The 11,026-nt window shown below is 51.9% G+C and carries 11 protein-coding genes and 1 pseudogene; 3 read left to right on the top strand and 9 right to left on the bottom strand.

Annotated elements, in window-relative coordinates; translation table 11 throughout:
- A pseudogene (locus D9738_RS20635) lies at positions 1-941 on the bottom strand (transposase); the annotation flags it as partial.
- Between the two features lie 22 nt (positions 942-963).
- Here D9738_RS20635 and tnpA point away from each other — a divergent pair.
- Both tnpA and D9738_RS20620 read left to right on the top strand, forming a co-directional pair.
- Complete coding sequence (gene tnpA, locus D9738_RS20630) at positions 964-1,380, top strand: IS200/IS605 family transposase (RefSeq protein WP_165383352.1); 417 nt, start codon at positions 964-966, stop codon at positions 1,378-1,380.
- Between the two features lie 269 nt (positions 1,381-1,649).
- Positions 1,650-2,696, top strand: coding sequence for an AbrB family transcriptional regulator (locus tag D9738_RS20620; protein ID WP_130261049.1), 1,047 nt, complete (start codon positions 1,650-1,652; stop codon positions 2,694-2,696).
- Here D9738_RS20620 and nei read toward each other — a convergent pair.
- Genes nei through ybgI form a run of 5 tightly spaced genes read right to left on the bottom strand, consistent with a single transcriptional unit; the run spans position 2,693 to position 6,592 of the window.
- Positions 2,693-3,484 carry an endonuclease VIII gene (gene nei / locus D9738_RS20615; protein ID WP_130210750.1) on the bottom strand — a complete coding sequence of 264 codons (792 nt, stop codon included), beginning with the start codon at positions 3,482-3,484 and terminating at the stop codon, positions 2,693-2,695. The two genes, D9738_RS20620 and nei, sit on opposite strands and share 4 nt — an antisense overlap.
- Positions 3,485-3,519: 35 nt before the next feature.
- Positions 3,520-4,254, bottom strand: a complete 735-nt coding sequence (gene pxpA, locus D9738_RS20610; RefSeq protein WP_130210752.1) for a 5-oxoprolinase subunit PxpA — start codon at positions 4,252-4,254, stop codon at positions 3,520-3,522.
- The gene (pxpC, locus tag D9738_RS20605; protein ID WP_130210754.1) at positions 4,244-5,176 is read right to left on the bottom strand and encodes a 5-oxoprolinase subunit PxpC; all 933 of its coding nucleotides are present in this window, start codon (positions 5,174-5,176) and stop codon (positions 4,244-4,246) included. Before pxpC ends, pxpA begins: the two co-directional genes overlap by 11 nt.
- Complete coding sequence (pxpB, locus tag D9738_RS20600) at positions 5,170-5,826, bottom strand: 5-oxoprolinase subunit PxpB (protein ID WP_130261048.1); 657 nt, start codon at positions 5,824-5,826, stop codon at positions 5,170-5,172. The genes pxpC and pxpB overlap by 7 nt, the downstream gene beginning before the upstream one ends.
- A gap of 22 nt (positions 5,827-5,848) precedes the next feature.
- On the bottom strand, positions 5,849-6,592 hold the full coding sequence (gene ybgI, locus D9738_RS20595) for a radiation resistance protein YbgI (protein ID WP_130261053.1): 744 nt from the start codon (positions 6,590-6,592) through the stop codon (positions 5,849-5,851).
- 270 nt (positions 6,593-6,862) lie between these two features.
- Here ybgI and dtpD point away from each other — a divergent pair, with 270 nt between their 5' ends.
- Positions 6,863-8,344 carry a dipeptide permease DtpD gene (gene dtpD, locus D9738_RS20590; protein ID WP_130261047.1) on the top strand — a complete coding sequence of 494 codons (1,482 nt, stop codon included), beginning with the start codon at positions 6,863-6,865 and terminating at the stop codon, positions 8,342-8,344.
- A gap of 129 nt (positions 8,345-8,473) precedes the next feature.
- Here the strand turns inward: dtpD and phrB are convergent, their stop codons facing one another.
- The 3 genes from phrB to D9738_RS20575 all read right to left on the bottom strand — a co-directional run.
- Complete coding sequence (phrB, locus tag D9738_RS20585) at positions 8,474-9,892, bottom strand: deoxyribodipyrimidine photo-lyase (protein ID WP_130261046.1); 1,419 nt, start codon at positions 9,890-9,892, stop codon at positions 8,474-8,476.
- Positions 9,889-10,398, bottom strand: coding sequence for a YbgA family protein (locus D9738_RS20580; RefSeq protein ID WP_130261045.1), 510 nt, complete (start codon positions 10,396-10,398; stop codon positions 9,889-9,891). Before D9738_RS20580 ends, phrB begins: the two co-directional genes overlap by 4 nt.
- A gap of 173 nt (positions 10,399-10,571) precedes the next feature.
- Positions 10,572-11,026 (bottom strand): HEAT repeat domain-containing protein (locus tag D9738_RS20575; protein WP_240780604.1); only part of this gene is annotated, 455 nt, incomplete at its 5' end.

The following is an 11,026-nucleotide window of genomic DNA, read 5'->3' as shown; positions in this document are numbered from 1 at the left end:
TTGTACTCAAGCTGGCGGCGCATTTCATACCAGCCCTGATCCAGTATCGAACGGTTTAAACCTGATTTTGCCCGGACATTGCGCCCCGGCTGGCTGACCGTACCCGCTGCTGACTTTGACATGTTGCTGACCTTCAAATCCTCAATGACTATCATTGCGTGGTTTTTGCTGATTGTCGTTGTGACTTTGTGAAGGTAGTCCCTGCGGATATTTGTGATACGGGAATGCAGACACTGTATTTTGCGTTTCTGCTTCTGCCAGTTGTTGCTGAGTTTGACCTAGCGGCTTAACTGTCGCTGAAGTCTCGCCAGCTTCTTCTGGTTTTTCTGGAAACTGTTTACAGGCTCAAAGACTGTGCCATCTGACAGCGTGGCAAGTTTAGCCACGCCAGCATCCAGTCCGACCATTGATACTGAAGGGTGAACAGGAGTGGATACTTCACTTTCAGTCTGAATACTGATGTACCACTTACCGCAGGACTGGCTGACTGTGACATTTTTTACAACCCCCGTGACCTGACGACTGTTCCGGTAGCGCATCCAGCCAAGTTTCGGCAGAAAAATACGGCTGTTTTCCTGATCGAGCTTAACGCCCTGCGGGTAGCGGAATGCATCATTCTGTCCCCGCTTTTTGAATCGGGGAAAAACAGCCCGATTCTGGAAGAAGTTTTTGTAAGCCCGCTCAAGGTCTTTCAGTGACTGTTGCAATGGCTGTGATGGGGCATCTTTAATCCATTGTGTTTCAGTGGCATTTTTCCACTCAACCAGCCAGGAAGCCATTTTCCCGTAAGGGATGTATTTATTACCGGCCTCATGATTCTCATTCTGACGTGCCAGAGCACGATTGAAAACGAAACGACATGCGCCTGCGAAGCGCCTCATTTCACGCTCCTGTTGACCACCGGGTCTTCACTGGAATTTAAATGCCTGTAGTCGTTTCACCGGTCAAATTATATTTTGGTCTATGAAAAAAGAAACCGATATCCGACGCGGAAGGCACTGTGTTTTCCTGATGCATGTTCATTTGGTCTTTGTCACCAAATACAGACGCCAGATTTTTGACTATGACGCGACAGGAAAACTACGCACTTACTTTTCAAATGTATGTGCTGATTTTGAAGCTGAACTGGTTGAAATGGATGGCGAACAAGATCACGTCCATTTGTTAATTAACTATCCACCCAAACTGGCGATATCCAGTCTGGTAAACAGCCTCAAAGGCGTATCGAGTAGGTTACTGCGACGAGATCGACCAGATATTGCAGTCAGGTATTACTACAAAGGCGTTTTGTGGAGTCCCGGCTATTTTGCCAGTAGCTGCGGAGGTGCGCCAATATCCGTCATCCACCAATACATTGAACAACAGCAAACACCTGGTTAGGTGGAAAACCGCGCCTTATATCCCCGCCCTGATTGAACTGCCCCCATAAACCTGGACAGTGATAATTAGTCCGCGATGTGGCCTGAGTCCGGTATTCTACCGGACTCAGGCCCTTTAACTTCTCTTTTACAAACGAGAGGGAAACAACGGTACTTAATACGCCCTTTAGCCAAAATCTGTCTTTTTCTTGATTACCGCTATTTTTTCGTTAAGGCGCATTCTTTATGCTGTATCGATACACCAAAGGTAAGTTAAACAGGGAGTGACGGATGCCAGTGCTACAGTGGGGAATGTTATGTGTTCTGTCACTTCTCCTTTCTATTGGCTTCCTCGCTTTACATCTCCCGGCGGCACTCCTGCTTGGGCCGATGATCGCCGGGATCATCTTCAGTATGCGCGGGGTTACCCTGCAACTCCCCCGCTCCGCTTTTCTCGCTGCGCAGGCCATTCTTGGCTGCATGATTGCGCAAAACCTGACCGGTTCGCTCCTGACCACGCTGGCGGTTAACTGGCCGATTGTGTTAGCTATTTTACTGGTAACGTTGCTTTCCAGTGCTATCGTGGGATGGTTACTGGTGCGCTATAGCTCACTGCCCGGAAATACTGGTGCCTGGGGCTCCTCACCTGGTGGTGCGGCGGCAATGGTCGCGATGGCGCAGGATTACGGCGCAGATATCCGCCTGGTGGCTTTTATGCAGTATCTGCGGGTACTGTTTGTCGCGGGGGCCGCTGTTCTGGTCACCCGAATGATGCTGGGCGATAACGCTGAAGCGGTTAACCAGCAGATAGTATGGTTTCCGCCAGTCAGCATTCATCTCCTGTTCACCATCCTGCTCGCGGTCATTGCGGGTACGGCGGGATGCCTGTTGCGTATACCTTCCGGCACGATGCTTATCCCGATGCTGGCAGGTGCGGTGCTCCAGTCTGGTGAGTTCATCACGATTGAGTTACCGGAATGGCTGCTGGCGATAGCTTATATGGCGATTGGCTGGCGAATTGGTCTGGGCTTCGATAAACAAATCTTACTGCGGGCATTGCGTCCGCTGCCGCAAATCCTGCTGTCGATATTTGCTCTGCTCGCCATCTGCGCCGCGATGGCGTGGGGGCTGACCTGGTTTATGCATATTGATTTTATGACTGCCTACCTCGCCACCAGCCCCGGCGGACTAGATACGGTGGCGGTCATCGCCGCAGGGAGCAATGCCGATATGGCGCTTATTATGGCGATGCAAACCCTGCGCCTGTTCAGTATTTTGCTGACGGGGCCGGCCATTGCGCGGTTTATTTCAACCTATGCGCCGAAGCGAACGGCCTAGTGCTGGCAACCAGGACACCAGTAAAACGGGCGCGATGACAGCGTGGTTTTCTCAATGGTGCCGCCACAGCGTTCGCACGGTTCGCCATCACGATGAAAAACCTTAAAACGGAACAGCGCGCCGTGATGTTTATTTTCATCCACCTGCCCCCGCGTAGCGTAAGAAAGTCGCGGAATATCCAGTAACGCGTGTGCGAGCGCATCCAGTTGCGCCGCGTTGAGATCTTTCGCTTTATGATTTCCGGTCAACCCAACCTGCCAGAGGATCTCCACGCGCAGATAATTGCCAAGCCCTGCCAGAAACGCCTGGTCAAGCAGTAACCCGGCAAACTGACGGTTACGAAAGCGCGGCGACAATAACCGTTCTTTCACCACATCCGGCGTCAGATTCGGGTCGAGCACATCGGGGCCAACGCGTTGTAAGAACGGATGCGTCGTCAGTTGTTCCGGCGTTAACATTTCAATATCAGAGGCGCTATAAAGCAGAATGGTTTTGTCGGCTGTTTGCAGCTTTACCCGCAACACCCGCGTGGTCTGCGGCTCTTCGCCAGTATCAACCACGCGCCAGACACCATAGAGTTGGTTATGGCTATAGAGCGTTAAGCCATCCGAAAAATGGGTCAGCAACGCTTTTCCGCGCGTTTCCACATAAGTGACATGCTGACCAATAAGTTGTGATTGATAAGGTTTTAACTGCGGGAAGGCAAACCAGACATCGGTCAGTGGTTTGCCTTTGATCGCCGCCTCCAGGTTATCCGCTGCACGGCGGATCTCCGGACCTTCAGGCATGGTGATATCCTTTTTTCATTCTTTGTTCAGAGGGATTATGCTGCGACAACAATCCCCTTTTCGGCAAATGCAGATCGTAGCCGGCGGGCGAACGCCAGTGCGTGTTCTCCGTCGCCATGCAGGCAGACCGTTTGCGCCGCGACCGTTGCCCATTCGCCGGTGATACTTTTGACTCTGCCGTGTTGCACCATCTCCAGCGTTTGCGCCAGCGCCTGTTCTTCGTTTTCAATCAACGCGCCTGGTTGGCTTCGCGGCACCAGCGAACCGTCGGCTTGATAGCCGCGATCGGCAAACACTTCCTCGCGCGTTACCAGCCCATATCGTTCGCCTGCACGAATCAGCTCGCTTCCTGCCAGTCCAACGAGAATCAATGCCGGATCGCAGGCGTAAACGGCTCTGGCGATGGCGTCTGCCAGTTGTGCGTCTTTCGCTGCCTGGTTGTATAACATGCCGTGCGGTTTGACATGACGCATTACGCCACCTTCCGCCCGGGCAATCGCTGCCAGCGCGCCAATTTGATACAGCGTCTGGGCGTAAACGGTTTCTGGCGGCAGCTGCATGGCGCTGCGACCAAAATTTTCTCTGTCGGGAAAGCTCGGATGAGCGCCAATAACCACACCATTTTTTATTGCTTCTCGCACGCTTACCAGCATGGTTTGTGCATCGCCTGCATGAAATCCACAGGCAATATTGGCCGACGAAACTAGCGTTAAAAGTTCCGCATCGCTGGAACTCCCTTCGCCCAGATCGGCGTTAAGGTCAATTTTCATTGTGCAGCCGCCACGCTAATTGTTCGAAATAACGTTGCTGATCTTGCCGCGCTTTCAGCGCCTCTTCCAGTGAACACTGGACAAAATGAATCGGCTGACCGAGCGGAATTTGCGCCAGATGGTACATATCAGCCTCAATGATGCAGGCAATGCGCGGGTAACCGCCGGTAGTTTGCGCGTCGTTCATCAACACAATGGGCTGCCCGTTATGCGGCACCTGCACCACGCCTGGCAACAAACCGTGAGATAACAGTTCGCGATCGGTGGTGCGTTTTAAAATTTGCCCCTGTAAGCGATAGCCCATGCGGTTACTTTGCGGGCTAAGCTGCCAGGGCGAACGCCAGAATGCATCCTGCGAGGCGCGATCAAACTCATGATATTCCGGCCCCGGTAAGGCGCGAATCCGGTTGCCCCACAGCAACTGTTTAACGCCCTGCGCTTCCATAAAATCACGCTTCGCTTTGCCAATGGGGAGTCGGTCACCATCCTTCAGTAAACGCCCTTCCAGCCCGCCAATCCCCACCTTGAGATCGGTGCTGCATGACCCCATCACTGGCGGCACATCAATACCGCCCGCCACCGCCAGATAGCTACGTACACCATGTTGTGGACGTTTAAGCATTAAACGCTGACCTGCTTTCATCGGCAAGCGCCAGCCAGTCCAGACAGCATTATCATCCAGCCGCGCCTCGCAACCAGCGCCAGTCAATGCAAACCAACCATCGCTTTCAAACTCAACCGTTAACTGACCGAGCGTGATCTCCAGCGCGGGGGCATTGGCGTCATTACCCACCAGCAGGTTAGCAATGCGTAGCGCAGGCATATCCAGTGCGCCGCAGTGGCTGATACCCGACTGGCGAAAACCGTGACGGCCGCCATCCTGCACGGTGGTATACATGCCCGCACGAATGATTTTCAGCATACTCCCTCCTTCTGCGGTACAAAGCGCACGCTGTCTCCCGGACGCAATAAGATAGGTTCGTCACGCGTCGGGTCAAACAGACTGAGCGAAGTATGACCTATCAACTGCCAGCCGCCCGGCGTTGCCAGCGGATAAACACCAGTCTGCGGCCCGCCAATCCCGACAGAACCTGCCGGAACGAGCAAGCGCGGTTCAGCGCGCCGTGGCGTGTGTAGTTGTTCCGGCAAACTCCCGAGATACGGGAATCCTGGTTGAAAACCTAAAAACCAGACCACGTATTCCACGGAGGAGTGCAGTTCAACGACCTGTTTTTCGCTCAACCCACAATGTGCAGCGACCACCGCCAAATCCGGCCCGCCTGCGCCACCGTAAACCACCGGAATTTCGATAAAGCGAGACTCCGGTTCCAGCGCCTCACTCTCTTCCCACCAGCGTTGCAAACGCTCTATGGCGTCCAGCGCCAGCGTTTCAGGGTTACGCAAAATCACCGTGATATTGTTCATGCCGGGAATAGCTTCAACGACATTCGGCATATCCACCAGACGCTGGGCCAGCCGCCAGATCCGTTTCTGGCTGGCCAGCGTCACCTGCGGCTCCAGTTCCAGCACTACCGCCGTTTCACCTATCAGATAACAACGCGCTCGTTGCACTTTCGATCCCTCTGATTATTCGTTATGCAGGATTAGGAATATCAATAAAGGTCACATCAAGATCGGTATTTTCATTCAACCACTCGCTCAACGCGCGAATACCACCGCGTTCAGTGGCATGGTGACCCGCAGCATAAAAATGCAATCCCTGCTCGCGGGCTGAATGAATGGTCTGTTCAGAAACTTCGCCAGTAATAAAAGCATCCACGCCAAAACGCGCGGCACTATCAATAAAACTTTGCCCACCACCGGTGCACCAGGCGACGCGCTGTACTACCTCCGGGCCGTTGTCGCCACACCACAACGGCTTGCGTCCCAGACGCGCTTCAATCCATGAGGCCAGTTCCAGCCCCGGTACCGGCATGGTCAGTTCGCCCCACGGCACCAGTGGTTCGATCTCGCCCATGATCGTGATCCCCAGTAACGCCGCCAGTTGCGCGTTATTGCCCAGCTCAGGATGTGCGTCAAGTGGCAGATGCCAGCCATACAGGTTGATATCATTCGCCAACAATGTTTTTAAGCGGTTACGCTTCATACCGCGAATTACTGGCGATTCCCCTTTCCAGAAATAACCATGATGCACAATGACCGCATCAGCGCCCAGGCGTACCGCTTCATCGAGTAGCGCCTGGCTGGCGGTGACACCGGTAACAATTTTTTGCACCGTCTCTTTGCCTTCCACCTGCAAACCATTCGGCGCATAATCACTTATCGCCGCGCTGTTCAATTTCTCGTTAATCAGTTGTTCCAGTTCGGTGTTTTTCATCATTGCGCCTTCCATATTCTGATAGCTACTCCGTTAACATAGCGTTCCCTCGCCTGTTCGTCGATAGCCAATCTTTCGACATATTAAGAAACAAACCCATCGCCAAAAGGCGCAAATTGTTTATCTCATAAATGCATAGTTCATGTATATTTATGCAATCAGACAGCATATTGCATAAATAATCAGATCTGTATCAGAGTTTTAACTTTAAGGAAACACACGCACGCCGCGCAACTATTACGTGGTGTCGCATCCAACCGCGGAATTACTATGAATAAACACGCATCACAGCCGCGCGCTATCTACTACGTTGTCGCGCTGCAAATCTGGGAATATTTTAGCTTTTACGGCATGCGTGCCTTGCTGATTCTCTATCTCACCAATCAACTGAAATACAACGACACCCACGCTTACGCGTTATTTAGCGCCTACTGTTCGCTGGTGTATGTCACGCCGATCCTCGGCGGTTTCCTGGCGGACAAAGTGCTCGGCAACCGCATGGCAGTAATGATAGGGGCATTGTTGATGGCAGTCGGGCATGTGGTACTGGGCGCCAGCGAAATCCACCCGTCATTCCTCTATCTGTCGCTGGCGATTATTGTCTGCGGCTATGGTCTGTTTAAATCCAACGTCAATTGCCTGCTTGGTGAACTGTATGAACCGACCGATCCACGTCGCGATGGCGGTTTCTCGCTGATGTATGCGGCGGGTAACGTGGGATCGATTATTGCCCCTATCGCCTGTGGTTACGCCCAGGAAGAGTACAGTTGGGCGATGGGCTTTGGCCTGGCGGCGGTTGGCATGATCGCGGGTCTGGTCATTTTCTTATGTGGCAATCGTCATTTCACACATACCCGCGGCGTTAACAAAAAGGTGCTGCGTGCGACAAACTTTCTCCTGCCGAACTGGGGATGGCTGCTGGTTCTGCTGGTCGCAACGCCTGCCCTGATTACTGTACTGTTCTGGAAAGAGTGGTCGGTATACGCCTTAATTGTCGCCACTATCATTGGTCTGGCGGTACTGGCGAAAATTTATCGCAAAGCAGAAAACCAGAAACAGCGTAAGGAGCTGGGGCTGATTGTGACGCTCACCTTCTTCAGCATGTTGTTCTGGGCCTTCGCACAACAGGGCGGCAGCTCGATTAGCCTTTATATCGACCGCTTCGTTAATCGCGATATTTTCGGTTATAGCGTTTCGACCGCCATGTTCCAGTCGATTAATGCTTTTGCTGTGATGTCGTGCGGTGTGGTGCTTGCCTGGGTGGTAAAAGAGAGCGTTGCGGGTAATCGTACCGTGCGTATCTGGGGGAAATTTGCTCTTGGCCTCGGCCTGATGAGCGCCGGGTTCTGTATTCTTAGCTTAAGCGCCCGCTGGTCTGCAATGTATGGCCACTCTTCCCTGCCGCTGATGGTGCTTGGTCTGGCAGTGATGGGGTTTGCCGAACTGTTTATCGATCCGGTTGCTATGTCGCAAATTACGCGTATTGAAATCCCCGGCGTGACCGGCGTATTAACCGGCATTTACATGCTGCTTTCCGGTGCGATTGCTAACTATCTGGCGGGCGTCATTGCCGATCAGACATCGCAAGCTTCGTTTGATGCTTCCGGGGCGCTCAATTACTCCATCAATGCATATATAGAAGTGTTTGATCAAATCACCTGGGGTGCGCTGGCGTGTGTAGGACTGGTGCTGATGATTTGGCTGTATCAGGCGCTTAAGTTCAGAAACCGTGCGCTGGCGCTGGAGTCTTAATACGCCAACACCGATGCCTGATGCGACGCTTAACGCGTCTTATCAGGCCTGGATGGCCCATTGAATTTGCACTATTTGCCAGGCCGGATAAGGCGTTCATGCCGCATCCGGCATCTGGGCACGAGTCTGTTATTTCCCCTTCCTCGCCGCCTCATACGCTGCCAGCGTTCGCAGCCTCGCCTCTTTGTGATCGACAATCGGTTGCGGATAATCCAGCTTCACGCCCGCTTTCTGCGCCCACTTCCACGGCTCATGCACCGCTTTCCCTGGCACATCACGCAACTCCGGTAGCCACTGGCGGATAAACTCGCCTTCGCGGTCAAATTTCTCGCCCTGGGTTGTCGGGTTAAAAATACGAAAATACGGCGCAGCATCGGTTCCGGTAGAAGCGGCCCACTGCCAGCCGCCGTTATTAGCCGCCAAATCACCATCAATCAGTTGTGACATGAAATGCCGCTCGCCTTCGCGCCAGTCGATCAACAGATCTTTCACCAGAAAGCTGGCTGTGATCATCCGCAGGCGATTATGCATCCAGCCAGTGCTGTTAAGCTGACGCATAGCAGCATCGACAATCGGGTATCCCGTTTTGCCTTCCTGCCAGGCCTTTAAATGCGCGGGATTACTCTGCCACTGCACGCGGTCGGTCCAGACAATAAACGGACGATGTTTACACAGAGAAGGATAATACGTCATCAAATGGCGGTAGAACTCGCGCCATATCAGCTCATTAAGCCAGACGCTACCCGGTCCGCCTTCCAGCGCCTGCGGCTGTTCCGCCAACAGGCGATGTAAACACTGGCGAGGCGATAATCCACCCGTTGCCAGGCTGGCGGACAAACGACTGGTGCCTTCTACTGCCGGAAAATCTCGTTGTTGCTCATATTCTCCGGCACCGTTCTGGCAAAACTGGCGTAATTGCGCAATCGCCGCTTTTTCTTCCACCGGGAAATGCGCGGTATCGAAAGACTGACGAGGGTAATTCAGCGTAATGGATGGCGCGGGCTCTATCGATCCGCTACTACGAACTTTTGGTGCACCGACGCACTCCGGCATCCCTTCCCGCAACCGTTTCAGCCAGGCGTTTTTAAACGGCGTAAAGACTTTGTACATCTCATGATTGCCAGTCATCACCGCCCCCGGCGGCAGGATCACGCTGTCATCAAATCCTTCACACACCACGTTACGTAGCGCTCTCTCAACCTGCACATCCCGCGCCCGCTCATGCACTTCATACTGATAGTTATAAAACAGGTGGGTAACACGATTTTCCGCGCACACCTGTTTAACTGTTTCGACGCTGGCGACAAAGTCATCCACTTCACGGAACAATAAAGGAATACCTTTTTCCGCCAGCGCTATTCGTAGCCCATTCAGTTGAGCATTGATAAGTTCAGCCTGACGCGGCGACATGTTATGCGTCGCCCACTGGCGTGGTGTAGCGATATACAACGCCAGCACGCGTGCAGACGAATTGTGGCAGGCGGCAGCCAGCGCGAGATTATCGTGCAAACGTAAATCCTGGCGAAACCAGACCAGATGGATGGTCATAAAACTCCTGCATGGCGCAAGTTAATCACACGCGGCCAAAGTTCGAAATAACGCTGCCCTGAAAGCCAGGCGTTAGGATAAAGCGCCATATAGTGTTTGATACGCATCAGCGGCGCAAGAAGAGGCTGCTCGCCACGGCGATAACTGTCGATAAGCGCCGCCAGCTGCTGGCGTTCTGTGGAATCAAGATGCGGGCGAAAATACCCCTGAACGTGCATCAAAACGTTGGTGTGATCGCGCGGGTTGGCGGGGTGAGAAAGCAAAACAATTACGCGTTGGCGGTACTGGTTGTAAAAATCATCCAGATTTTGCCACTGGTGAATATCAGCCACGAACGGGCCAAGTTTGCGGTATTCCGGCTGAGAATGCGCCAGAAATACGAGTTTATAGCGGCTGTGATAATCGAGAAGCGCCCCGCGCGTTAAGCCATGTTCTTTCAGTCGATGTAACTCATGAAGCGCGAAGATACGGATTAGAGTGCTGTCATCAAATCGTTGTTGATTCATTACTGCTCCTGAACGGTTTACAGGAGTAAGTGTAGACGTTGGTAAATGAATTTTGTGGGGTTATGCTTTCTTCCCTACCAAGCTGTTATATCCAGTTCAAAAACAATCATTTAACATCATCATTAAAGCAGCGAATACTTGACCGATTGGTAGTACCGCTGCATATTTCACCATCAATTATATTTTATAATTTGTTGTATTGCTGACTTTATATTGCCAATGACATCCTTATCATTAAATTCATTTAATATATTTTTTAGAATAGGATGTAGTTTAATATCACCTAAAATACCTGCCGAAATAATAACATCATCAAAAATTATGTCTTTTTGCAGTTCATAAATTATAGCAGTTATAACACGATTATCTTTTCTTTCTGCCAGTCCGCTTATAGCTTCAATTCTGGCACAATCATTCTTATCTGTCAGCATTCTGATAAATGACTCTCTAATCTCCGTAGAGTCGTACTGGTTGAAATTTACAGTAAATGCAGCCCAATTTCTCACATCACCATCGCAATCATTAAGTAAAGTTAAGAGAAAAGGGATGGTATCATTATGTAAATAGACCCGTTTTAGTTCCATGCATTTTTTGAGAACCCGGCCAAATTGACCCTGGCCCAAAATCA

It is taken from the genome of Escherichia sp. E10V5 (genome assembly GCF_004212315.1).
Lineage (GTDB): Bacteria > Pseudomonadota > Gammaproteobacteria > Enterobacterales > Enterobacteriaceae > Escherichia.
Note: the sequence above shows the minus strand (reverse complement) of the source record. Positions and strands in the feature narration are given on the sequence as shown.

Bases quoted from the DNA above. Each gene is read 5' to 3' on its own strand.
- tnpA (WP_165383352.1), top strand. From the start codon at position 964: ATGAAAAAAGAAACCGATATCCGACGCGGAAGGCACTGTGTTTTCCTG.
- D9738_RS20620 (WP_130261049.1), top strand. From the start codon at position 1,650: ATGCCAGTGCTACAGTGGGGAATGTTATGTGTTCTGTCACTTCTCCTT.
- nei (WP_130210750.1), bottom strand. From the start codon at position 3,484: ATGCCTGAAGGTCCGGAGATCCGCCGTGCAGCGGATAACCTGGAGGCG.
- pxpA (WP_130210752.1), bottom strand. From the start codon at position 4,254: ATGAAAATTGACCTTAACGCCGATCTGGGCGAAGGGAGTTCCAGCGAT.
- pxpC (WP_130210754.1), bottom strand. From the start codon at position 5,176: ATGCTGAAAATCATTCGTGCGGGCATGTATACCACCGTGCAGGATGGC.
- ybgI (WP_130261053.1), bottom strand. From the start codon at position 6,592: ATGAAAAACACCGAACTGGAACAACTGATTAACGAGAAATTGAACAGC.
- dtpD (WP_130261047.1), top strand. From the start codon at position 6,863: ATGAATAAACACGCATCACAGCCGCGCGCTATCTACTACGTTGTCGCG.
- phrB (WP_130261046.1), bottom strand. From the start codon at position 9,892: ATGACCATCCATCTGGTCTGGTTTCGCCAGGATTTACGTTTGCACGAT.
- D9738_RS20580 (WP_130261045.1), bottom strand. From the start codon at position 10,398: ATGAATCAACAACGATTTGATGACAGCACTCTAATCCGTATCTTCGCG.